This window comes from Variovorax sp. 05L425 (assembly GCF_056397705.1).
In genome coordinates this window covers 29521-53619 of record NZ_JBFTNY010000024.1, presented here as the reverse complement: position 1 = coordinate 53619, position 24099 = coordinate 29521, and the positions used below count along the sequence as shown (strand labels likewise).

19 protein-coding genes are annotated in these 24099 nt (G+C 65.7%); 1 reads left to right on the top strand and 18 read right to left on the bottom strand.

Going from position 1 to position 24099, the window contains the following annotated elements; all coding sequences use genetic code 11:
- Positions 1-7: 7 nt before the first annotated feature.
- The 11 genes from ccmB to AC1DN9_RS23730 form a co-directional block, all read right to left on the bottom strand.
- Positions 8-676 (bottom strand): heme exporter protein CcmB, encoded by a 669-nt coding sequence (gene ccmB, locus AC1DN9_RS23780; protein ID WP_478104149.1) that lies wholly within the window; start codon positions 674-676, stop codon positions 8-10.
- Between the two features lie 4 nt (positions 677-680).
- On the bottom strand, positions 681-1316 hold the full coding sequence (gene ccmA, locus AC1DN9_RS23775; RefSeq protein WP_478104201.1) for a cytochrome c biogenesis heme-transporting ATPase CcmA: 636 nt from the start codon (positions 1314-1316) through the stop codon (positions 681-683).
- A 24-nt stretch (positions 1317-1340) separates the two neighbouring features.
- Positions 1341-1928, bottom strand: a complete 588-nt coding sequence (locus tag AC1DN9_RS23770) for a NapC/NirT family cytochrome c (RefSeq protein WP_478104147.1) — start codon at positions 1926-1928, stop codon at positions 1341-1343.
- A 12-nt stretch (positions 1929-1940) separates the two neighbouring features.
- Positions 1941-2444: a nitrate reductase cytochrome c-type subunit gene (locus AC1DN9_RS23765; RefSeq protein WP_478104200.1), complete on the bottom strand. Its 504-nt coding sequence runs from the start codon at positions 2442-2444 to the stop codon at positions 1941-1943.
- Between the two features lie 29 nt (positions 2445-2473).
- Positions 2474-4969, bottom strand: a complete 2496-nt coding sequence (napA, locus tag AC1DN9_RS23760; protein WP_478104146.1) for a periplasmic nitrate reductase subunit alpha — start codon at positions 4967-4969, stop codon at positions 2474-2476.
- On the bottom strand, positions 4941-5279 hold the full coding sequence (locus AC1DN9_RS23755) for a chaperone NapD (RefSeq protein WP_478104145.1): 339 nt from the start codon (positions 5277-5279) through the stop codon (positions 4941-4943). Before AC1DN9_RS23755 ends, napA begins: the two co-directional genes overlap by 29 nt.
- A gap of 42 nt (positions 5280-5321) precedes the next feature.
- Positions 5322-5486, bottom strand: coding sequence for a periplasmic nitrate reductase, NapE protein (gene napE / locus AC1DN9_RS23750; RefSeq protein ID WP_478104143.1), 165 nt, complete (start codon positions 5484-5486; stop codon positions 5322-5324).
- A 95-nt stretch (positions 5487-5581) separates the two neighbouring features.
- On the bottom strand, positions 5582-7168 hold the full coding sequence (locus AC1DN9_RS23745; protein WP_478104142.1) for a mechanosensitive ion channel family protein: 1587 nt from the start codon (positions 7166-7168) through the stop codon (positions 5582-5584).
- 66 nt (positions 7169-7234) lie between these two features.
- Positions 7235-7735, bottom strand: coding sequence for a hypothetical protein (locus tag AC1DN9_RS23740; protein WP_478104141.1), 501 nt, complete (start codon positions 7733-7735; stop codon positions 7235-7237).
- A gap of 21 nt (positions 7736-7756) precedes the next feature.
- A complete protein-coding gene (locus tag AC1DN9_RS23735) occupies positions 7757-8605 on the bottom strand; it encodes a DUF2092 domain-containing protein (RefSeq protein ID WP_478104139.1) in 849 nt (282 codons plus the stop codon).
- Positions 8606-8701: 96 nt separating this feature from the next.
- On the bottom strand, positions 8702-9562 hold the full coding sequence (locus AC1DN9_RS23730) for a bile acid:sodium symporter family protein (RefSeq protein WP_478104138.1): 861 nt from the start codon (positions 9560-9562) through the stop codon (positions 8702-8704).
- Positions 9563-9737: 175 nt separating this feature from the next.
- Here AC1DN9_RS23730 and AC1DN9_RS23725 point away from each other — a divergent pair, with 175 nt between their 5' ends.
- A complete protein-coding gene (locus AC1DN9_RS23725; protein ID WP_478104137.1) occupies positions 9738-10094 on the top strand; it encodes a response regulator in 357 nt (118 codons plus the stop codon).
- A gap of 3 nt (positions 10095-10097) precedes the next feature.
- Here AC1DN9_RS23725 and AC1DN9_RS23720 read toward each other — a convergent pair whose 3' ends face one another.
- From AC1DN9_RS23720 to treS, 7 genes are all read right to left on the bottom strand, one after another.
- Complete coding sequence (locus tag AC1DN9_RS23720) at positions 10098-10277, bottom strand: DUF3606 domain-containing protein (RefSeq protein ID WP_478104135.1); 180 nt, start codon at positions 10275-10277, stop codon at positions 10098-10100.
- A gap of 169 nt (positions 10278-10446) precedes the next feature.
- Positions 10447-10713: a hypothetical protein gene (locus AC1DN9_RS23715; RefSeq protein WP_478104134.1), complete on the bottom strand. Its 267-nt coding sequence runs from the start codon at positions 10711-10713 to the stop codon at positions 10447-10449.
- A gap of 149 nt (positions 10714-10862) precedes the next feature.
- A complete protein-coding gene (treY, locus tag AC1DN9_RS23710) occupies positions 10863-15965 on the bottom strand; it encodes a malto-oligosyltrehalose synthase (RefSeq protein WP_478104133.1) in 5103 nt (1700 codons plus the stop codon).
- Positions 15958-17835, bottom strand: a complete 1878-nt coding sequence (gene treZ / locus AC1DN9_RS23705; RefSeq protein WP_478104131.1) for a malto-oligosyltrehalose trehalohydrolase — start codon at positions 17833-17835, stop codon at positions 15958-15960. Before treZ ends, treY begins: the two co-directional genes overlap by 8 nt.
- Positions 17832-19964 (bottom strand): glycogen debranching protein GlgX, encoded by a 2133-nt coding sequence (gene glgX, locus AC1DN9_RS23700; RefSeq protein WP_478104130.1) that lies wholly within the window; start codon positions 19962-19964, stop codon positions 17832-17834. The genes treZ and glgX overlap by 4 nt, the downstream gene beginning before the upstream one ends.
- Complete coding sequence (locus AC1DN9_RS23695; RefSeq protein WP_478104129.1) at positions 19961-20737, bottom strand: mechanosensitive ion channel family protein; 777 nt, start codon at positions 20735-20737, stop codon at positions 19961-19963. The genes glgX and AC1DN9_RS23695 overlap by 4 nt, the downstream gene beginning before the upstream one ends.
- Positions 20738-20769: 32 nt before the next feature.
- Positions 20770-24096 carry a maltose alpha-D-glucosyltransferase gene (gene treS, locus AC1DN9_RS23690; RefSeq protein WP_478104127.1) on the bottom strand — a complete coding sequence of 1109 codons (3327 nt, stop codon included), beginning with the start codon at positions 24094-24096 and terminating at the stop codon, positions 20770-20772.
- Positions 24097-24099: the final 3 nt, after the last annotated feature.

The following is a 24099-nucleotide window of genomic DNA, read 5'->3' as shown; positions in this document are numbered from 1 at the left end:
GGACCGGTCACTCCACGGCGATGCGCAGGCCAGCGGCGGTGGCGAGCGGACAGAGGAAGAGCGAGAGTGCCAGGCAGGCACCCAGCAGCGACAACTGCGGCGCCACGTCGAGGCCCGCGTCGGCCGCTGCGCCGGCGCCGGCGCCGAAGATGAGCACCGGCACGCACAGTGGAAGCACGAGGATGCACAGCAGCACCGCCCCGCCGCGCAGACCCAGCGTCAGCGCCGCACCCACGCTGCCGATCAGGCTCAGTACCGGCGTGCCGATCAGCAACGAAGCGGACAGCAACATCGCGGACGAGACCGGAAGCCCATACTGCTGCGCGAGCAGCGGCGTCAACAACAGCAGCGGAAGGCCGCTGGTGATCCAATGCGCACAGATCTTGGCAAGCACGAGCAGGGCCAGCGGGTGTGGCGACAAAAGGAGCTGGTCGAGGCTGCCGTCGGCGTACTCCTGCGCAAAGAGCCTCGACAGTGAAAGCATCGACGCCAGCAGCGCCGCGACCCACAGGATGCCCGGGGCCAGCGCGCGAAGCTGCTGCGGATCCGGCCCGATGGCCAGCGGAAACAGGCTGCTCGTGATGACGAAGAAGAGCACGACGGACAGGATGCTCCCGCGGCGACGCCATGCCAGCGAAACGTCGTGGATCACGATGGCGCAGAAGACCGGGGTCATGCGGCTATCCACCCAATTGCAGAAGGCGGCCGCGGGCGGCCATCGGCCGATGCGTCGCCACCACCGCCATGCCGCCCGTACGCAGATGCGCGTCGATCTGCGCCTGCAAGCATTCGCTTGAGCGGTCATCGAGCGAGGTCAAGGGCTCGTCCAGCAACCACAGGATGCGTGGCGCGAGCGCGAGCTTGGCAAGCGCCACGCGTCGTCGCTGGCCTTGAGAAAGCGCGCGCACCGGCACCGATGCAGCGCGTTCCATGCCGAACGAAGCCAGCGCGTCACGGATGAGCGCGGGGTTCGGCGCGCAACCAGCCAGGCGCATCGCGAAACGCAAGTTGTCCTGGGCGCTGAGGTCGGGGTCGATGCCGTCGGCGTGGCCCACATAGGCCATCGACTGGAGGTATTCCGATTCGCCGGCGAGCACAGGGTGCGCACGCCAGCGCAGTTCGCCCGTGGCAGGCGGAAGCAGTCCGCTGAGCACGCGCAGCAGGCTGGTCTTTCCACTGCCGTTGGCGCCCGTGACCTGCAGCATCTCGCCGGGGCCGATCGAAAAGTCGATGCCGCTGAACACAGCGCGCCCCCCACGGGAAAGGCCGAGACCGCTGGCGGTCAGGCTGTTGTCGACCGTGGTTTCGCGACACATGTCGGCGGGGCGGGTGGGCACGCGCTATGGTTCCTTCGCCTGGGCGACGTCGGGCAGGCGATGGGCAATGCCCTTGTGGCAATCGATGCAGGTCTTCTCCCTGTTGGCGAGGAACGTCGAATGCATGGCTTGGGCGCGGGGGCTCTGCCGCGTGAAGTCCATCGACTCGTAGTCGTGGCAGTTGCGGCATTCGAGCGAATCGTTGGCCTTGAAGCGGTCCCATTCGTGCTGCGCGAGCACCAGGCGGTGTTCCTGGAATTTCTCGCGCGTGTTGATGGTCCCGAAGATCTTGGCCCACACTTCCTTGGATGCCTGCATCTTGCGGGCGATCTTGCTGGTCCAGTTGTGGGGCACGTGACAGTCCGGGCATCTGGCCCGCACGCCGCTTCGATTCGAGTAATGAATCGTTGTCTGCAACTCAGGGTAGACGTTGTCGCGCATCTCGTGACAACCGGTGCAGAAAGCCTCGGTATTCGTCAGCTCGAGGGCGGTATTGAAGGCGCCCCAGAACATGACCCCTGCGATGAAGCCGCCCAGCGTGAGGAAACCCAGGCTGAAATAGGCGCTGGGCCGATTGATGGTGATCCAGTAGCGCTTCAAGAGTTTGAGCATGCCGACCCCACGCTATTTCGTCGATCCCGGCACGCCGGGCTTGCGTTGAAGCAACCGCTCCACATCGACGAAGTTGTTGCCGATGAGCGGTTTTGCGTCCGCCTGGGCCACATGGCATTGCGTACAGAAATAGCGTCGCGGCGAGACGTCGGCAAGCATGTTGCCGTTGCGGTCCTGGTAGTGGGTGATGCTGACGGGGATCGCACCCGTTTCCTGCGTGCGCGTACGAGCGTGGCAGAACATGCACCGGTTGAAATCCTTGTCGACCTGATAGCCGTCGATGGTGTGCGGAATGGTGGGCGGCTGCATGGCGAAGTTGCGCGTGCGCCGTACGTCCTTGTTTTCCGTCGGAAAGAGCGGAGGCGGCTTCGTCTGCTGCGTGATGGGTGTCGGGCCCCGCATCGAGTCCACCAGTCCTTGCGCATGCGCCGGTGCGAGCTGCAGCACGCACAGCGCGGCCAGCACCAGTGAGCTCAGGCAGAGCCACACGGCGTGGGATCGGCTCATCACCTTCATGGTTTGCATGGCTTGTCTCCCCCCGGTGTCTATACCTTCAGGATCTTGATGGCGCACTTCTTGAAGTCGGTCTGCGACGAGATCGGGCACGTGGCGTCCAGCGTGACCTTGTTGATCAACTGACTCGCGTCGAACCACGGAACGAAGACCAATCCCTGCGGCGGAGCGTCCCGCCCTCGCGTCTCGACCCGCGTGCGCATGCGGCCGCGGCGCGATACCAAATCGACCTCGACGCCGCGCCGCAGCCCCAGCTTCCTGGCATCTTCGGGATGCATGAAGCACACGGCGTTGGGCACGGCCCGATAGAGTTCCGGGACGCGGCGCGTCATCGAACCCGAATGCCAGTGTTCGAGCACGCGGCCGGTGGCGAGCCAGAACGGATATTCCTTGTCGGGCGACTCCGCCGGCGGCTCGTAGGGCAGGGCGAAGATCACTGCCTTGCCATCGGGATTGCCATAGAACTGGAAGCCCGTGCCGGCCTTGACGTAAGGGTCGCTGCCTTCGCGATAGCGCCAGCGCGTTTCCTGGCCGTTGACCACGGGCCATCGCAGTCCCCGCGCCTCGTGATACATGTCGAAGGGCGCAAGGTCATGCCCATGGCCGCGGCCGAAGGTCGCATATTCCTCGAACAGTCCCTTTTGAATGTAGAAGCCAAAGGCTTTCGCCTCGGCGTTGTTGTGGTCCGGATCGATGTCCTTGAGCGGAAACTTGTCGACCTGGCCGTTGCGATAGAGCACGTCGAAAAGCGTCTTGCCCTTGACCTCCGGCTGCTTTGCGATCAGTTCGGCCGGCCAGACTTCTTCCACCTTGAAGCGCTTGGAGAATTCGACCAGTTGCCACAGGTCGGATCGCGCGTCGCCCGGCGCATCCACGAGCTGGTGCCAGAACTGCGTGCGCCGCTCCGCATTGCCATAGGCGCCTTCCTTCTCGACCCACATCGCGGCCGGAAGGATGAGATCCGCTGCCAGCGCAGTCACGGTCGGATAGACGTCCGACACCACCACGAAGTTGTCCGGATTGCGATAGCCCGGATAGCCCTCTTCCATGAGGTTGGCCGCTGCCTGCATGTTGTTGTTGCACTGCACCCAGTAGGCGTTGAGCTTTCCGTCCTTGAGCATGCGGTTCTGCAACACCGCGTGGTAGCCCGGCTTCTCCGGGATGGTCCCGGGCGGGAGCTTCCAGATACGTTCCGCCTCTTCGCGGTGCTTGGGATTGGCCACGAGCATGTCGGCGGGAAGCCGGTGCGAAAAGGTCCCGACCTCGCGCGCCGTGCCGCACGCCGACGGCTGGCCGGTCAGTGAGAAGGGACTGTTGCCGGGTGTGGCGATCTTGCCGGTCAACAGGTGCAGGTTGTAGACCATGTTGTTGGCCCACGTGCCCCGCGTGTGCTGGTTGAAGCCCATCGTCCACAGCGACATGACCTTGACGTTGGGGTCCGCATAGAGTTCGGCCAGCCGGTCCAGCTTTTCGCGCGGGACGCCGGTCAGCTTGGTGACGTACGCGGCGTCGTACCTGGAGACGAACTTCGCGAAATCGTCGAACGTGATCGGCGTCGACGCATTGGGGTCACCGGCGTTCTTGGCGGCCTTCTGCAACGGATGTTCCGGACGCAGGCCATAGCCGATGTCCGTCACGCCTTGCTTGAACACGGTGTGCTTGCTGACGAAGTCCTGGTTGACCTTGTTGTTGCGGATCAGGTAGTTGGCGATGTAGTTCATGATCGCCAGATCGGTCTGCGGCTTGAAGATGATGGGCACGTCCGCGAGGTCGAACGACCGATGCGTGAAGGTCGACAGGACCACCACGCGCGTCTTCGGCGCGCTGAGCCTCCGGTCGGTGATCCGCGTCCACAGGATCGGATGCATCTCGGCCATGTTCGACCCCCACAGCACGAAGGCATCGGCGGCTTCGAAATCGTCGTAGCAGCCCATCGGTTCGTCCATGCCGAAGGTGCGCATGAAGCCCGTCACCGCGGAGGCCATGCAGTGGCGCGCATTCGGATCGAGGTTGTTCGAACGAAATCCGGCCTTGTAGAGCTTCGATGCCGCGTAGCCCTCCCAGACGGTCCACTGGCCCGAGCCGAACATCCCGATTGCCGTGGGCCCTTTTTCCTTGAGCACGCGCTTGAACTGCTGCTCCATCAAGTCGAAGGCCTGGTCCCATGTGACGGTCTTGAAGTCGCCGTCCTTGTCGTACTTGCCGTTCTTCATGCGCATGAGCGGCTTGGTCAACCGATCGGCGCCGTACATGATCTTCGAGAGGAAGTATCCCTTGACGCAGTTCAGGCCCTTGTTCACTTCGGCCTGCGGATCGCCCTGCGTGGCGACGACCTTGTTGTCCTTGACGGCAACCGTCACGCCGCAGCCGGTTCCGCAGAAGCGGCACGGGGCCTTCGACCATTTCAGCTTCGTGAGGTCGCCATCGGTGACGAAGTTGGCGGCGTCCGCCGGCAGGGCCACGCCGGCGACAGAGGCCGTCGCCGCGACGGCGGTCTGCTTAATGAAGTCCCGGCGGCTGAAGGTCATCACTCATCTCCTCGGTCATGGCGGCGGCGTCTTCGTTGTGTTGATAGACGAGGGCTGCGGAGAGCACCCCGTCGAGCCTGTGCAGGTATTCGAGATGGGCAGCGATCGCGCGCGAACTGGGCGCTTCCAGCGTGACGACGAGCTTGCCGGCGTCGCTGACCGCATGTACTTCGGCGCCTGCCATCAGGTCGATGGCCCGTCGGACCTCATCGAGCCGGGCAGGATTGGCATGCACGACGACACCGGCGATGTGCCATTCGTCGGCAGGAGCTTCGGATTCGATGGCGAAGAATCGCCTTGCGATCGTCAATCTGGATCTCCTTGGATGGGGACCCACGCTGCCGCACCTTCGTTAGTGCGCAGGCGGGCCGGCCACGAGTTGGATCATCCAGACGATGAATCCATAACCACCGACAACTGCAACGGACAGGACAGGCACCATGACCGCCGTCAAGAAGATGAAGCTGCGAAGCTCCTCCTTCTTGCGTTGCGGATCAGGTGCGGTAGAGGTCTCCATCGTGATCATCCTCTGCGTCAAGTGAACCTGCCGCCGACGAGCGGTACCGGACAAATTAAAGGCACCTGCCAATTGCTTGTCAAGCGAGTAATCGATCACGCTGGCGGCGCATGCCATGAGTCCTTCGGTATGACCACCGCCTCGGCCGGCTGCAAGACGAAGTGCGGCGACATGATCTGCACGCCGTATTCGTTGAAGACATCCTGGATGTGCCCGTGCAGCTCATTCAGAACGTCGTACTTGGGCGCGCCGGCACGCATGAAGACGTTGAGCTCGTACTCGACGTAGAAGTCCTGCAAATGCAATTGACGCACGACCGCTGGCGGATGGGGCAGCAGTTCGGCCGTCCTGCCCGCGGCAAGCACGAGCATCGCGTGCACCTGTCGCCAAGGCGCGTCGTAGCCGATCGTGACCTCGGTCGCGAGCGAGATGCCGTGCCCCTTCGGCCCCTTCGAGGTGTCGCTCAGATTGAGGATGCTCGCGGCCACGACCACCGTGTTGGGCAGCGTGACGACCTGGTCGACGCGGTTGCGCAGCTTGGTCGACAACACGCCCATCTCGACGACATAGCCCTCCGATTCGCCGATCTGCACGAAGTCGCCGATTCGCAACGCCCTCGCATAGATGAGCACGAAGCCCGCCATGACCTGCGAGACCGTGCCCGACGAGCCCAGCGTGACGAGCACGCCGAAGAACACGCTGAGGCCCTTGAACGCGTCCGAATGGGAGCCCGGAATGAAAGGGTAGGCCATGACCAGCGCGAACACCCAGACGAGCGCCGAAGTCAGGCGACGCGTCGCGCCGATGGTGTCTTCCTGCAGCGCCGCCAGCGTGACGCCGCTGCTGCGCGCGGCCTCGAAAATCGCGTGCAGCCCGCGAATGGTGAGATGGGCCAGGACGAAGATGACACCGACCGTCGCGAGGTCGGGCAGCGAATGAAGAATCCCGGTCGCGAGTTTCGTCGCCAGCGCAAGAACCGAACTGCCCAGCGTTTGTCCCCAGGGTTGCGTATACGGAAAGCGTGTCAGCACGTAGGCCAGCCAGACATAGACGGCCATCAGGACGATGGCGATCTTGATCCAATGGATCGCGCCGAGCAGCGCGAGCACGATCAGGCGGCGCCAGTCGAGCAGTTTGCGGCCCTCGATGCGCGCTCGCAGGCGCCCGGTTCGGCCCTCGATGCGGACAGCGATGCGCTGCAGCCCGAAGACCACAGCGGCAAGGATCAGCGTTGCCAGTGCCGTCCACGCGACCGACGTGGCGAACTGGCGGCCGTTCAGCTGGTCCGCGCGAGCCATCAGCGCCTCGTGCAGTCGCTGGCCGGCGGTCGTCGCGACTTGCTCGAGCGGTGGATCGCCCGGCTCCCGGTCGCCCTCGTACACGGTGAACAGGGTCTCGCCTTCGACCATGATCGCGTAGCCCTGCATGCCTTCGTGGGTGAAGCCGTTGGCCTGCGGGGGCGATCGCAGGCGCGCGAAGGGCGTTTGCCCGATGCGTTCTGTCGCGCGAGCCGCCCGCTGCTGCGCAGTGAGGCCGAACATCGGCGTGCGGAAGACGAAGACCAGGCGATTCGAAACGGTCAGCGGAGCCGCCGCCGGAGGCGCCTCCTGGGCATGGGCCGACCCCGTCAAAAGGACAAGGAGAACCGCAACCCATGCCGTCGACCAGGCAGGCCAGCGCACGCGCCGCGCCGTGAAGCTCCACGGCGACGCAACGGAGTGGTGTCTGGACAATGTTTGCAGCAAGCCTCAACCCGGTGGATTGACCACCACGTAGGTCACCTGGGAGCCTGCGTACTGAGGCTGATACCAGGCGCCACCGCAGTTCTGATAGGTGATGCCGTTCACCACTGTCGCGGTGCACGCGGGCGGCAGCGAGCGCGTGATGGAACCGATCGCCGCCGCCGTGACCGCCACGCCGGCCGTCACCGCGGCGGCGGTGGCGACCGGGTGGTAGTGGTCGTCGTACCCGTAGCGCCCCCCGTTGTTGACGTTGACGACGTTCACGTTCCGGTTGGCATTGACGTTGACGTTCGTGTTGCGATTGACGTTGGTATTGACGTTGGCATTGACGTTCCGGTTCGCGCTCGCGTTCACGTTCTGGTTGACGGAGGTGCGCGCGCCGCCGTGTATCTGCCGTTGCGCATGGGCGTCGCCCGGGTAGCCGATGGCGCCAAAGCCGACCGCCGCGATCAATGCGGCGCCGAACACCATCGATGCAGCCCTGCCGGAGAATGGATACGCAGTCATGGTTCGTCCTCGATGGATGGGCTAGTTGGCGGGCGACTCGACCGTGCCGTCGACCTTCTGGATCACGATCCGTTGGCTGCCGGCCGGGGGCTTGAAGTCGAAGATGCCCGCTGCGAACTTGGGCGCGAGGTTCCAGCGCATCAGCACCGAATGCTGCGGCCTGGCGACATCGGAGGTCGTGGTGATCACCAGCTTGCGCGGCAGCGGGGTGCGACCCTGCTCGATCCAGATCTGCCAGTCGAATCCGTCCTGCCGGATCGCGAAATGGTCCGTCAGGGTGCCGTCGATCACCGCCGTGCCGAGAAAATCGGCGGACTTGATTCCGGACTTGTCGACCTTGTCGGTGCCCCACGCAAAAAGATCCGCCGCCGGCAGCTCGATGCCGTAGCGCTCGCCGAGCACCGTGGTGACTTCCTTGAGTGTCGGGGGCGCCTTCACCGTGGCGTAGTACTTGGTCTTCGGGTCGAACAGCGTTGCCGTCTTGCCGTTGTAGACCAGCATCCGCCGGTCGCCGCTGTCCTCGCCGATGTCGGCCAGCAGCCCGTCGGGGCGACGAACCTTCATCCTCGCCGACTTGTTGACCTGTGCGAGCTGGTCGTTGTCCAGCGTCGCGTCGGTGGTCGAACTCAGCGTGACCTCGAAGTTCTTCAGGGTGCGCAGGAAGTCGCCCATGCGGTCGAGCTGCTGGATCACGCCGGGGTCGACCGCGGACGCGGCCGGCGCGGGTTTCGCCCCCGGCGCCGAGGTCTGGGATGAGGGGGTGCTCGACGCCGCGGCGGGCGTTGTCGCTTGTTGGGCGCAGGAAGCGAGCACCAGGCATGCAGTTGCCGCGACGAGCCGTAGCCTCGAGATGTCAGACGCGTGATTCATGCGGGCCTTTCGTTGGATGTCGCGACAAGCGGCACGTAAACATACGGTTTGCCGCCGGATAGCGCAATTGCCCTCTGGTGCATGTTCTCGTGTTTTTCATGTCCTCGCGGGCTGCAGCCGCCGCCTCTGCCACATCACGTAGGGAATCGAGACCGCGATGTTCAGCACGAAATAGAGAAGGATCGCGGCGGCGATGTTGTGGTCGCCCGGGTAGTTGACCGCCGTCACGGTCATTGCGATGCCAGGATGGCGCGTGGCCGTCGAGAGCGCAAGCACGGCCCGGTCTTCGGGCGCAGGACCGCCCAGTGCATGGCCCACCGCGAGCCCGGCGACGATGAACCCCAGTATCACGACGAGCGTCCCGTTGCCGATGAGCGCCGCGACGACGTGCGCGCTGCCGATCAGGATCGCGACGCCGCCCACCGGCAGCAGAGTGCCGGCGACCAGCAGCGCCGGCCTTGCGAAGCGCTGGGCCAGGCCGGGTATCAGCGCGTGGACCACCATGCCCGCCATGAGCGGCAGGATCACCACCTCCAGGATCAACCGGGCGATGGGCCCGGGGCCCATCGTGAATGGCCGTCCGTAGAAAAGGCTCAGCAGATGCGTACTGAGCGGAATGACGGCGATCGACAGCAGCGCCATCGTCACCATCAAACCCAGCGCATGCGACGGCCGTCCCACAGCCTTGTCCTGTCTTCTCGGCAGCAGGGGCGGAATGGGCGAAAACGCCAGCGCCACGATGGCGATCTCCACCTCGGTCCGAAAGTCGAACCACTTCGCCAGGGCGACCGCCAGCACGGGCATGACCACGAACATCGCGAGCACCGAGCGCCCGAACAGGCCCGGCCTGCTGACCACATAGAGCAGGTCGTCCTTCGTCGCCGCGAGTCCGAAGCCGAAGATCGTGACCATGACGCTCGCCTGGAGGGCGAAAAGGATGAGCTGCTGGAGCGTCATGGTCCGTGCGTGAATCCCTGGGCAATCGTTGCGGGTACCGGCGCCCAGGCACTTTCCAGTGGGTCGACCGACTTGTCAATTGCTCCAAGGTGCAAGGGCCGCAGGTGAGACCACGTCCTACATTCCGGCCTCGCGCGCCGTCCGATACTTGCGCTTGCCCTCCCGGAAGACCGAAGTGAATGTTCTGATCGTCGACGACAACGAAGCGGCAGCCGATCTGCTCAAGGAGATTCTCGAGCTGCAGGACCACACGGCGCGCTGCGCCTACACGGGCCGGCATGCACTGGAGGCCGCGGCCGCCGAGGCATTCGATGCCGCGCTGGTCGATCTCAAGTTGCCCGACCTTCCCGGGACCGAAGTGGCGCGCCAACTGCGCGCGCGCGCGCGGGGCGCGCCGCCCCTGATCGTGGCGATCTCGGGATTTGCGTCAGAGGAGGCCGGTGCGCCGGCCGGCCTGTTCGATCACCATCTGCAGAAGCCCATCGACTTCGACGCGCTCGACCGGATCCTGGCCCAGGCCGCCCGGACCTGAGGTTTACATCCTTCCGAGGTGCACGGCGACCTGGTCCGCTGAAACACCGACATCGGCGATCGCCTTGCGCAGCGCCTCTTCGGAGACGCCCAAGCGCTCCATCCAATAGCGCACTTCATGGGGTTGATTCACGTCGATCTGGGAACTGTCTTGGCTGGCACGCACGACGATGTCATCGGACATAGGGAGACTCCTTGCGATTGAGGAGCGCTACTTTGCTGCCCGCGGACTGAAGGACGCGCAGGCCGATGCAGAATTTCCGTGCAGGACAAAGTCCGAGAGCGCTCTATCGGAACGGCGACGGCTCTCCCATCGCGCAGGCGTTGCGCAACTTCTCTTCCGGCGCGTTGTTTCAGAAGATTTCGTGAGCGGACATCTCGAAGTCCGCTGTTTCAAGCAGAACCGGCCGCCCGCCGGTCACGCGGTGGCGCTCGATCGCCGTCGCAATGATGATTTCCGCGTTTTCCAGATAGGCCTGGACAAGGCTTTCGCCGCCTTCGTTCGCTCCGAAGCGATCGCGCAGCGGATCCTCGCTGATCGCGGCCACGAATCGAGCCCCATCGACATAAATGGCGAACCGCACGGAGGCGGTATCGAAACAATAGATGGCTTCTCGCATTCTTTCTGTCTCCGTCTTCACACACACACCACGCTCCGAACGCCCCGCACAGGGAGCACCCATCCATAGGCTTCTGCACAGGAGACTTGCAGCAGCAAGGGACAGTTTTGACTGTAGGCATCCTCCTGCCGGAGCGCTACTGCGGGGGGTCAAATCCCTCCGACGAGCAGGGTGCCCGGAAACGCACGGAGCAGCTCCGAGACGGCGTGCTCGCCGGCGCCCAGCGTGTGCCGGGCGCCCGTGACGCAGTCCTCGAAGCTGTGCGTGCCGACGTCCGCGGGCAGGACGATTCGCGTGTCGCGCCAGGCTTCGGGCGGCGACACCGGATGCGCGCCCGGCGCGCGCGGGCGCCCGGCCTCGTTCAGCGAAGCGAAGAGCCGCACCACGAGCACCACGGCGCGGAGACTCTCGTGGCCGCGCAGGAACGCAATCAGATGGTGCGCCTGTGCGCCACGGACTTCGAGCGGCACATAACTGCCTTCGCCGAGGAGTGCAGGTTCGCGCGCTCGCAGCCCGAGCAGCCGCCAAGTGAGCCAGAGCTTGGCGCGGCCGTCGACAGCGGCTTCCGCGAGGCCGCGCACGGCGGTCTCCAGGTCGGCGCCCGCGGCGATCGCTTCGAGTTCGTCGAGGCGATGCCGGCGCTCCTCGTAGTCGACGGCGCGCCGGTTGTCGGGGTCCACCAGGCTGCGATCGATCAGCTCACAACCCTGGTAGATATCGGGCACGCCCGGCGAGCTGAACTTGAGCAGCGTCAGGCTGATGTCGTTGAGCGCGCCGTAGCGGTCCAGCGCGGTCACGGCGCTGCGCAGCTCGACAAGGAAGGCGTTGGCGGGGTCTGCTGCCAGGATGCCGCGAACGAAACTTTCCAATGCCTTCTCGTAGGCGGTGTCCGGGCGCATCCAGCTGGTCGCGGCCTTGCCTTCGCGTGCCGCCTTCAGCATGTAGCGGACGATGCGTGCGGTGTAGTCGTCGTGCGCCGTCGCGTCGCCGTCCGCGGCCGGCATCGTGCCAAGCAGCGTCTGGTAGAGAAGATACTCGTGCACCGGCGTGACGCTGCCGCGCAGCGGGGCATTCAGGGTCCGCCACTTCCGCAGGGCCAGCCGCCAGAGGCCGGGGCATTCAGAGAGCACGTCGATGCGCAGCCGAACATCTTCGGAGCGCTTGTTGTCATGCGTGGAGGTCGCCAGCATGGTGTGCGGCCAGCGCTTTTGCCGGTCATCGCTGGCCACGTGAAACTCCGCGACGGGGATGCCGATCCGGTCCGGCTCGCCGCCCACCTCGTTGACCGCACAGAGCGGAAAGTAACGATAGAAGGCCGTGTCCTCCACACCCTTGGCCGCGACCGGCGCGCTGAACTGCTGAAAGCGCCGAGCGAAGCGCATGGCCGCTTCACGCACCGGCGAGTCGACGCCGTCGGGCGGCAGTCCCAGCAGCGCATCCCGCAGGAATCCGAAGACCGACGGGTCGGGCAACTGCAGCCGCTCGCGGGCAGCATCGAGCGCCTGGTCGACGTAGCGCAGGTCCTGGGCACTGGCTTCCTGGGCGTTGTAGGTGCGATAGACCGTCATGCAGGCGGCCACCGTGGCGATGGCTTCCCGCAGGGTGTTGAGCGTGTGGTCGCGGGTGCGGTGGTGGCCCTTCGCGATGTCGAGCAACGCGTGGGCCAGGACTTCGAGATCGGAGGAGAGCGTTCCGTGGGCGACTTCCTGCTTGGCGTGGTAGACCACATCCTCGTAGCGCTCGCGCATGCCGGTGAATTCACGCCAGATTCTCGACAGGCGATCCGCCGCCCGATGGTCGATGAGCACGGCGTTCGCGAGATTGGCGAACCGGTAGCCGGTCGTTCCGTGGATGGCCCAGGACACGGGCACGTCTTCATGAGGCGCGGCGATTTTTTCGGCCACGACATAGAGCGGACACTCGGGCCTGCCCTGTGCGTCCGTGCCCCGCGCCTTGGTTCCGACACGCGCGACGAAACCGTCCTGCAAGCGATTGAAGTAGCCGGCAGGGTCTAGCAAGCCATCGGGGTGATCGATGCGCAGGCCGTCGACCCATCCGCGCGCCGCCAGGTTCAGTGCGAGGGCGTGCGTGGCCTCGAAGACTTCCTCGCGCTCCGTGCGCAGCGCCGCGAGTTCGTTCACGTCGAAGAAGCGACGGTAGTTGATCTCGTCCGCCGCCGTGCGCCAGTGGGCGAGGCGATAGGCCTGCGCTTCGAGCAACTCGTGCAAGGTCTCTCGCTGGTCGGTGCTGTTCAATGCGCGTACGGCGGCATTCACTGCCTGCGCGGCAACGGGGCTTTCGGTCTCGAGTCCGGCGAGCCGGTCTCCGAGCAGTTTCTTTTCCTTCGCGCGGCGGGCCACCGCTTCGGCATCGTCGCCGCTCACGGCAGGAAGGTCGCGGGACGACTCCGCGATGGCCGCGAGCAGTGAGGCGGCCTCGGCGTCTTGCGCACGGGCCGCGGCCCGGTCGAGGATGAGCGCGAAGGTCTGTGGCGCCAGCGGAAAGCGATGATCGAAGTAGCACACGCCGAACGCGCCTTCGGCCGGCTCCCAGCGCAGTTGCAGTTCGCCGCGTTCCAGCACCTGGCCGTAGTGATCGCCGAGCACCGGCAGCAGCACCTTGCCTGTCAGTCCGGGCGCCAGCCCCTCCCATTGGATGTCGAAGTGGCACGCATGCGGCGAGGCCGTCCCGTTTTCGAGAACGTCCATCCACCAGCGGTTGTCCGTGCCGAGCACGCCCATGTGATTGGGGACCAGATCGATCAACTGCCCCATGCCGTGCTGCTTGAGCACCCGTGTGAAGTGCTCGAAGGCGGGCATGCCGCCAAGCTCGGGATTGATCTCGTCGTGCGCGACCACGTCGTAGCCATGCATGCTGCCGGGCCGCGCGCGGTGGATCGGTGAGCAATACACGTGGCTCACGCCCAGCCTGGACAGGTAGGGGACGATGCGCGCCGCGTCGTCGAAGGTGAACTCGCTGTGCAGTTGCAGCCTGTAGGTGGCACGCGGCACGCGCAACGGGGGCTTCGACGTCACTGCTGCGCGTTCCCGGGCGAAAGGGCGGGCCTGCAACAGCGCCGCGCAGACTTTCTGCACGCTGGCTTCGCGCCAGAGCGCGTCGACGGTGGGCGCGTACTTGCGGCGCCAATTGGGATGCTCGTCGATGGTGCCGGGCAGGTTTGCCTGCTCGATGTTGCCCAGCGCATCTTCGAGCTGAACCGCCATGAGCTTCGACGGCGCTCCGGCAAGGAAGCCGTGCACCGCGGCGATACCGTCGGCATCCAAGGGCCCCTCGACCGACGACCCGCCCAAGCCGGCGGCGAGTTCAGGCGACTGCTGTTGCATCGCCTCTTTCAGCCGAGCGCGCGCCCGGGCGCGCTCCAGCGTTTGGTGGGCCAGCGTCGACGGGTCGGCGATCAGGCCGAGTTGGAAACGCGTCTGGAGATCGTGCGCCGACCACCAGCCGGCGAGCGTGGCGAGGTCGTGCGTGCTGACGGCCGCGATCGCATCGCGCGGGTAGTGCGCGGGTGGGCGAAACGCGCCCTCGCCGACTTGCTCGAAATACAGCACGCGATAGGAAAGCACACCGTATCGGTGCAGCGTGTCGCGCATGGCCTCGGGCACCGTGCCGAGGTCCTCGCCGATCACGAGGCACCGATGGCGGGTGCTCTCCAGCGCGAGGATGGCGAAGAGTTCATCGACCGGATAACTCACGTACGCGCCGTCGCGCGCCGCGCCCGCGGCGGGGATCCAGAACAGGCGCATCAGGATCATCACGTGGTCGATGCGGATGGCACCGGCCTCGTGCATGTTGGCGCGCAGCGCTTCGATGAAGGGCTGGTAGCGTCCTTCGCGCAAGCGGTCCGGCCGCAATGGCGGCAGGCCCCAGTTCTGGCCTTCGAGATTGAACGCGTCCGGCGGCGCGCCAACGCGCACGTCCTGCGCAAAGCTTTTCTGATGACGCCAGGCGTCCGAGCCGCTTCGATCGGCCGAGACGGCCAGGTCGAGGTAGAGGCCGATGGCCTTGCCTGACGCTGTGCACTGGGCCGCAACGGCCCAGAGCTGTCGGGCGGCCTGCCATTGAAGGTATTCGAAGTAGGCGATTCGAGCGCCGTTTTCGCTTGCGAAGTTCGCCACGGCGGGCGAGGCCGGATCGCGATAGGGCTCGGGCCAGACGGGCCAGCCCCAGACGCTGTCATCGGCTGCGTGGAAGTGCCCCTGCAAGGCTTCGAACAGCGCATGCTGCCGCAAGGCCTCTCCGCCGTCCTCGCGGAATCGCGCGAAAGCCTGGACCTCCGGGTCGACATCGTCGCGCTCGGCGAAGCGGCTGTGGAGCATCGTCAGTACCTCGTGCTTGAGCGCTGCGACACCGGCGTAGTCGACGAGTGATGCTTGGCGAAGCTCTGCAAGGCGAGCCTGAAACGCGGGCGAGCGGACCTTTTGCCTCGCTGCGGCGCAGTCGGCGAAGTCCGGCACCGCTTCGACGTCGATGTACAGGATGTTGAGTTGTGCCCGCGAGGATGGGCTGTAGGGACTCGTGCGGGCCGGATCGTGCGGGAACAGTGCATGAAGCGGGTTGAGCCCGACGAAGTCGGCGCCGGCATGCGCAGCCCGTGCGACGAAGTCCTTCAGGTCGCTGAAATCCCCGATGCCCCAATTGCGCCCGGAACGAAGTCCGTAGAGCTGGAGCGTGAATCCCCAGGCGCGGCCCTGTTCGAGCAGCTGCGGGCGATGGCACTGCGCAGGCGCGCAGATCACCAGGGATTCGCCCGGCAGGCCGGTGAGCATCAACCGGTGATAACCGTCCGGCAGTGCCAGGGGGATCGGCAGCTCGTAGCACCCGTAGGCCACACCGTCCAGATCGGCATGCTGCGTGATGTGCAGATCCTTGGTGTCGGCGAAGCCTTCATGCACGTTGCCGTGCTCTTCGACGAACCGCCATTCGATGCGTGTCGTCGAAGCCGGAAGCCGCACATCGGGCACGACGAACGACGCCGAGCCCGAAGCCACGACCCGCGTTGACGGCAACGCGCGATGCCAGGTCGCGCTTTCGGCAGCGGCCTCGGCAGCGGCGAAATCGGCAGGCGGCCCGCGCGCGACGAAGCCGGCGTCGACCAGCAGCGCCGCAAGCGCTTCGGTCGTGACCGTGTGGCGCACGCCGAATGCGTCTTCAAACGCCGTGGCAATGCCATGGCGCGTGCACAGGCGGTGAATGCTCGCAACCTCGTCGTCGGTGAAGTTGCGTTCAGGCATCCCGCAACTCCTCGATCGACGCGCACACGCCGCCGGGCACGAGCGGGAGCAGGGCGTCGTTCGCGGCTTCCTGCATGGCGGGGAGCATGTGGATGATTCGCCCGGGCGGCCATGTCACGAGCGCATCCACGCTGCCGAAGTTCGCGACGAGATGCAGGAAGGCCGGGTTCGTGTTCCCGCTTCGCCCCTTGCCGAGCGACCAGACGAGCCGAAGCGCATCGCCTTCGAGCGACCATTGAACCAGGCGGGTGCCATCGCCGAAGCGTGGCGCAAGTTCGTTGCGCCGCACTGCCAGCAGCGCGCGAGTGTGCGTGAGCGCTTCGGCATGCACGGGAAGCGCGCGGTCGTCGTCGTCGTCGTCGAGCTTGGACCGCGCAAACGCTTCCATGCCGTTCGGGTCCGGAATCTGCAGGCGCGCCGCCTCGTTGGCAAAGGCCGCGAAACGCCCGAACTCCTCGCGCCGCCCGGCCGCCACGGCGGCGGCCAACTCCGGTCCGAAATCGCAGAAATAGAGGAAGGGCGTGCGCGCTGCGTATTCCTCGCCCATGAACAACATCGGCGTGTGCGGCGATAGAAGCACGCAGGTGCGCGCCGCGCGCAGCAGGTCCGGCGGTGCGAGCACGTCGATACGTTCCCCCAGCGCGCGATTGCCGATCTGGTCGTGGGTCTGCAGGAACGAGACGAAGGCCGAGGGTGGCAGATGGTCGCAACGTTCGCCGCGCGGCTCGCCTCCGCGAAACGGCGACGGTTGGCCTGCGTAGACGAAGCCCTGCGCAAGCGCGAGCCCGAATTTCTCCAGCGGATGCTGCGCATAGTCCGCGTAGTAGCCGTCGGTCTCGCCGGTCAGGAGCACATGCGCCGCATGGTGCAGGTCGTCGTTCCATTGCGCAGTCGCGGCGATGGGCTTGCCATCGTTATCGCGCGCGAGGCGGCGGGCTTCGTTGAGGTCGTTCTCGAGCACGACGTGCACCTGCCGATAGCGGCCGGGCCCCTGGTGCAGCGCCGCGCAGATCTCCTCGACGATCGGCTGCGTCGAGCTGTCTCGAATGGCGTGGACCGCATCCATCCGCAGGCCGTCGAAGCGATATTCCTCGACCCAGTACAGCGCGTTGTGTATGAAGAAGTCCCGCACCGTGCGCGAGTCAGGCCCGTCGAAATGAATGGCCGCGCCCCACGGCGTCTGGTGCGAGGCGTCGAAGAACTGCGGACAGTAGGCATGAAGGTAGTTGCCTTCCGGTCCGAAGTGGTTGTAGACGACGTCGATCAGCACCATCAGTCCGAGGTTGTGGGCGGTGTCCACGAAGGCCTTGAGTTGCTCTGGCGTGCCGTAGCTGGTGTCGGGCGCGAAGGGTAGGACGCCGTCGTAGCCCCAGTTGCGGCGCCCCGGAAAATCCGCGATCGGCATCAGCTCGATCGCGGTGATGCCCAGTTCGGCCAGCGCCGGAAGCCCCTGCCGAGCGGCCTCGAAGCTGCCCTCGGGCGTGAAGGCGCCGACGTGCATCTCGTAGATCACGGCTTCCTGCCACGGGTGGCCGGTCCAAGCGTCGTCGCGCCAGGTGTAGGCCTGCGGATCGACCACCTCGCTCGGGCCGTGCACGTCGTCCGGATTGCGGCGCGAAGCCGGGTCGGGCACACGGAGGCCGTCGGGCAGGCGATAGCGGTAATGGTCGCCGACAGCGGCCTGTGCCAGCACGCGTTCGTGCCAGCCGGCGGCATCGCGTTGCATGGGCGCTTCGCGCCAGTCTTCGCCTTTTCCGCGGTTGGACCATTCGAGGACGATCTCAGGAATGTCGGGCGCCCAGATCCTGAAGCGGACGCCGTCGCCGCCCAGCATCTCGGCACCGAAGGGCATCGAATGACGATGTTTCATGTCGAAGCCCGTGTACGCCGCAGCAACGCCAGTGAGCGGCTCTGCAGCGAATAGGCGGGCTCGCTGAGCAGCACCGACAGTGCGCTCTCGCGCGCCGTGTCGATCACGCGCGTCCAGGTTGCGCCTGGACGCGGCGGCAGCGTGAAGGGGAGCGCCTCGTGATAGGCGTTGAGCAGCAGCAGGAAATCGTCGTCGCGCTGCGTCTCGCCGCGCGGCCCGACGTCGATGATGCCGGTGCCCGAGAACATCATGCCCAGGCAGCGCACGTGCTCGCCCCAGTCAGCCGCCGCCATTTCCCCGCCGTCGGGCTTGACCCAGACGACATCCTTCGCCTCGCCATCGCCGACGGGTTGGCCGCGCAGAAAGCTGCGTCTGCGAAAGGAGGGATGCAGGCGCCGCGTCCGGATCAGCACGGCGACGAAATCGCGAAGCGAGTCCGCCTCGGGCGAGGGCGTCCAGTCGAGCCACGACAGTTCGTTGTCCTGGCAATAAGCGTTGTTGTTGCCCTGCTGCGTGTTGCCGCGCTCGTCGCCCGCGAGCAGCATCGGAACGCCTTGAGACAGCAGCAGCGTCGCCAGGAAGTTGCGCTTCTGGCGCTCGCGCAGTTCAAGGACTTCGGCGTCGCTGGTTGTTCCTTCGGCGCCGCAGTTCCACGAGAGGTTGTTGTTGTTGCCGTCGCGGTTGTCTTCGCCGTTCGCCTCGTTGTGCTTGTCGTTGTAGGAGACGAGATCGTGCAGCGTGAAGCCGTCGTGCGCGGTCACGAAGTTGATGCTGGCGTGCGGCCCCTTGCCGGACCAGCCGTAGAGATCTTGCGAGCCCGACAACCGGTGCGCGACATCGCCGGCCACGCCCGCGTCGCCCTTCCACCAGCCGCGAATGCCGTCGCGGTAGCGGTCGTTCCATTCGGCCCAGCCGGGCGGAAAGTTGCCGACCTGGTAGCCGCCGTGCCCGAGGTCCCAGGGCTCGGCGATCAGCTTGACGCGGTTGAGTGTCGGGTCCTGGCGGATCGCGTCGAAGAAGCCGCCGAGGTTCTCGACCTTGCCCGCCTCGCGCGCGAGCGCGGATGCCAGGTCGAAGCGGAAGCCGTCGACATGCATCTCCTCGGCCCAGTAGCGCAGCGAATCCATGACAAGCTGGAGTGCGCGCGGCTGTTCCAGGTTGACCGTGTTGCCGCAGCCGGTGAAGTCGTCGTAGTAGCGTGGCTGACCGGCGTTGGCGATGTAGTAGGACATGTTGTCCACGCCGCGCATCGAGAGCGTGGGCCCGAGGTGGTTGCCCTCGCAGGTGTGGTTGTAGACCACGTCGAGGATGACCTCGATGCCCGCCGAGTGCAGGGTCTTGACCATCGTCTTGAACTCCTTCACCTTGCCGGAAGCGCTGTAGCGCACCTCCGGCGCGAAGTAGCCCAGCGTGTTGTAGCCCCAGTAGTTCTGCAGGGTCTTGTCGGCGAGATGGCGATCGTTGATGAAAGCATGCACCGGCAGCAGTTCGATCGTCGTCACGCCCAGGCGCTGCAGGTAGTCGATCACCGGCGAGCATGCCAGCGCCGCGTAGGTGCCGCGCTGGTGTTCCGGAATGGCGGGGTGCAGCATCGTGAAGCCGCGCACGTGCATTTCGTAGATCACCATGTCCTGCCAGGGCACCTCGGGCCGGCGGTCGTCGCCCCAGGTGAATGCGGTTTCGAGCACGCGGCTCTTGGGCATGAAGGCGGCACTGTCGCGGCGGTCGAACGAGAGATCCTGGCGCTTGCTGCCCACCGAGTAGCCGTACAGGGCATCGCTCCAGCGCAGTTCCCCCATCAGGTCCTTGGCGTAGGGGTCGAGAAGCAGCTTGTGCGGGTTGAAGCGATGGCCTTCCTCCGGCTTGTAGCGCCCGTGGATACGGTAGCCGTAGGCCATGCCCGGGCGGGCCTCCGGCAGATAGCAATGCCAGACGTCGTTGGTGCGCTCGCGCAGGGTGATGCGCTGCCGCTCATGGCGGCCCTTGTCGTCGAAGATACAGAGTTCGGCCTTCTCGGCGTGCTTCGAGAAGATCGCGAAGTTCACGCCCTGGCCGTCCCAGGTCGCGCCGAGCGGGTAGGGGCGCCCCGGCCAGACTGCGCCCAGGGAAACATGATTGCGTTTCGTCACGGATGGGGTCGGTCACGATCGGTTCGGGGCGGCCAAGCGGTGGTCGGACGTGTCGCGCCGGGAAAGTCACGGGTGGATGCTTCCTTGACCACCGGGCGCGGCGGGGGCCGGTCTTTCGGCCACCATTCCTCGATGCGCCGCGCGGCCCAGTCCTTGCCCGCGAGCCCGAAAGCCAGTGCCAGTGCGAACACCACGCCGGCAAGGATGATCAGGAAGCTCTGCCGGACGATGTCGCCGCCGACCTTGATCTGGTCGAGCGCGATGAGCACCACGAAGAGAAGAATCGCGTATTGCGCCACCTTGCCCAGCAACTGCGCATCCTGCATGCCGGCGTTGCGGCCGTAGGTGCCGATCGCGTCGCCGACGTATTTCGCGAAGAACGCGCCGAACACCACGATCAGCAGTGCGACGAAGACATTGGGAACGAACCACATCACGCGCCCGAGCACGTCCGCCGCGTAGGTGAGCCCGAGGCCGTTGAAGGCGACGACCAGCGAGATCAGTATCACGAGCCAGTAAGCCAGTGCACCGAAAACGACGGTCGAATCCTGGACCATCCCGCCTTGGCGGAGAAAGTCGTCGATGCCCGAGCGCTCGGTCAGCACGGGGAAGTTCAACGCACGCAGGCCGCGCACCACGGTGAAGCGCGCCGCCTTGGCCAGCAGCCAGCCCACGAGGACGGCCAGCACTGCGAAGAGCAGCCTCGGCATGTAGGCGCCGAGCTGGAACAGGAATGCGCGCAGCGGCTCGAGATGGATGGAGAGGCTTTCCATGGACGTTCTCCCGGGGGTGTCTGTGCTCGCGGTCAGCGAACGGCCGTTCGGTCAAGCAGCGCCAGGATTCCCTGCAACGGAACGGGCACCCAGTCGATTCGGTTGTTCAGTTCGTAGCGCAGCTCGTAGAACGCTTTTTCCAGCTCGAACAGTTCCAGCAGTTGCATGTCGACTGGACCTGCCTCGGGCGCCAGGGCCTCTTGGTAGCCGGCGAGGAAGGCGGCGCGCGTGTCGCGCTCCCAGGCCCGTGCGGCGGCGTCCAGGCGCACCAGTTCGTCCGCGTTCTGCGCTGCGCGGCGCAATGCGCTCCAGCGCGCATAGTTGAAGGAGCGCAGCATGCCTGCGACATCGCGCAGCGGCGATTGCTTGCTGCGGCGCTCCTCGATCGGCCGCGCGGGTTCGCCTTCGAAATCGATGATCACGAAGTCGTTTCGCGTCAACAGCACCTGGCCGAGGTGGTAGTCGCCGTGGAATCGCGTTCGCCATGCCGCCTTGCCTTCGACCGGCACATCGTCGACGAAGGCGTCGACCGTCTTGCCCATGCCGAGAAGCCTCGCGGCATCCTCCTGGCAGCTGTCGGGCAATGCTGTGCGCATGGACTCCTCCAGTTGCCTGAGCGTGCCGGCGGCTTCCGTGCGCACGGTTTCACGGATGCGGCGCAGATCGGCATCCGACATCGGCACTGGGTCGAAGGCTGCGTTGCCCGTTCGCTTGGCCAGCGCGTTGTGCAGCTCGGCGGTGCGGGCGCCGAGGATGCGGATCTGTGCGAGGAAGGCGCCGTGCGGATCGGGGGGCGCTTTGCCGTCGGTGTCGCGCAGTTCGCCCAGCACGCGCTCGAGGTAGGCGAGCGTGTGTTCCCAACCGTCGCCCTGGTTCGGCACGTAGGCCTGCAGCAGGGCGAGCGTCATGACGGTGCCGTCTTCGCCGACATATTCGAGCGCGCCGGCGATCGGCACGCCGTGCACGAAGCCGGCTTCTTCCGTGAGGAAGCGGCCCATTTCGAGTTCCGGATTGACGCCCGCGCGGAGCTGCCGATAACCCTTGAGGAACAAGGTCTCGCCCAGCGTGACCACGGTGTTGCTGCTGACCGGGCTGGGCGGGCTCACCGGAAGGGTGTCGATGACCTCGACCGGAAATTCCCGTCCCAACGCCGTGGGCCGGAAGTGGAGCTGGCCGTGGTCGGTGCGCAACCGCGTTTCCCGCACGATGGCACGCACCATCTCGCGGCAGAACGCTTCGTCGAAGAATGCATCGCTCATCACGCCGACGTTGGCCTGCTGGCGAGTCTTCGCGATGGCGGCCTGCTGGAGTGACTTGAACCGCTCGCCGTCGCGGTCTTCCCATGCCAGCGCCAGCGGCATGAAGTAGGTGGCGCCGCCGGGCGGTCCTTGCAGCGCCAGCAGCGGCAGCATCCAGCTGTAGCCGTCGATCTGCCAGATCGCCTGATCGCGGAACGCCGCGCGGTCGATGCGCGAACCCTTGGTGGCATACCAGCGCTGGGCCTCGATGTGCGGCGGCAGCGTGTCCGTTTCGATCTGACGGTTCAGCCGGTCGGCGAAGCCGATGCGCCAGGGCACCACGCGGTCCCTGAACATGCTGGTCCAGCCGTCAAACAGCACCAGCACCGGCCGGTCGAGCAATGCCACGCCTTCCTGGTGCCAACTCGGCATGGGCGCCTCGTCGGCGAGCCTGAACCAGTAGAAGCCGTAAGAGGAGAGGGTGAGCAGATAGGGCAGTTCGCCGATGGGCGGAAACGAAGTCCGGCCCAGCATCTCCACCGGCACCCGGCCCTTGAAGGCCGACAGGTCGAGCTCGACAGGTTGCGCGGCGCGCGACAGGTTGAACACCGACAGGATCACGTCGTCGTCGTGCTCACTGATGTAGGCGAGGATTCTGCGGTTTCCGGGCTTGAGGAAGGTGCGGCGTCCGCGGCCGAAGGCGCGGCTGGTCTTGCGCACCGCGAGCATTCGCCGCGTCCAGTGCAGCAGCGAACTCTTGTCGCGCAACTGCGCTTCGACGTTGACGGCCTCGAAACCGTACATCGCATCCATGATCGGCTGCAGGTACAGGCGCTGCGGGTCCGCGCGCGAGAAGCCTGCATTGCGGTCGGGGCTCCATTGCATCGGCGTTCGCACGCCGTTGCGGTCGCCGACGAAGACGTTGTCGCCCATGCCGATCTCGTCGCCGTAATAGATGATGGGCGAGCCCGGCATCGACAGGAGCATGCTGTTCATGAGCTTGATGCGGTCCTTGTCGTTGTCCATCAGCGGCGCGAGCCGGCGGCGGATGCCGAGGTTGATGCGCGCCTGCATGTCGGCCGCGTAGGTGGTGTACATGTAATCGCGTTCGCGGTTGGTCACCATCTCCAGCGTCAGCTCGTCATGGTTGCGCAGGAAGATGGCCCACTGGCAGTTGTCGGGGATGTCGGGCGTCTGCTGCATGATCTCGACGATCGGGTCGCGGTCTTCCTGCGCGATGGCCATGTACATGCGCGGCATCAGCGGGAAGTGATAGCACATGTGGCATTCGTCGCCCTCGCCGAAATAGCCCCGCACGTCCTCGGGCCACATGTTGGCTTCGGCCAGCAGGAAGCGGTCCTTGTAGTTCGCGTCGATGGCCGCGCGCAGTTTCTTGATGACTTCGTGCGTCTCGGGCAGGTTTTCGTTGGTGGTTCCGTCGCGCTCGATCAGGTAGGGAATGGCATCGAGCCGGAAGCCGTCGACGCCCATGTCCAGCCAGAAGCGCATCGTGCGGAACACCGCTTCGAGCACCTCCGGGTTGTCGAAGTTGAGGTCGGGCTGGTGGCTGAAGAAGCGATGCCAGTAGTAGGCCTTGGCCACCGGGTCCCACGTCCAGTTGGACTTCTCGGTGTCGGTGAAGATGATGCGCGTGCCGGCGTAGAGCGTGTCGGTGTCGCTCCACACGTAGAAGTCGCGCTCGGGCGAACCGGTCGGCGCCGCGCGCGCGGTCTTGAACCAGGGATGCTCGCTCGACGTGTGGTTGATGACCAGCTCGATGATCACCCGCAACTCGCGCTTGTGCGCCTGCTCCAGCATCTCGCGGAAATCCTGCAGCGTGCCGTACTGCGGGTGCACGTCGTCGTATTCGGCGATGTCGTAGCCGTCGTCGCGCAGGGGCGACGGGTAGAAGGGCATCAGCCAGATGGTGTTGACGCCCAGGTCCTTGACGTAGTCGAGCTTGCTGGTCACGCCCGTGAAGTCGCCGACGCCGTCGCCGTTCGAGTCGACGAAGGCCTTGACATTGAGCTGATAGATCACCGCGTCGCGGTACCAGGTCGGATCACCGGAGGTGTCGATCTCGGTGGTTTCGAGGACGAGAGTCGGCAGCGGTGCGTTCATGGA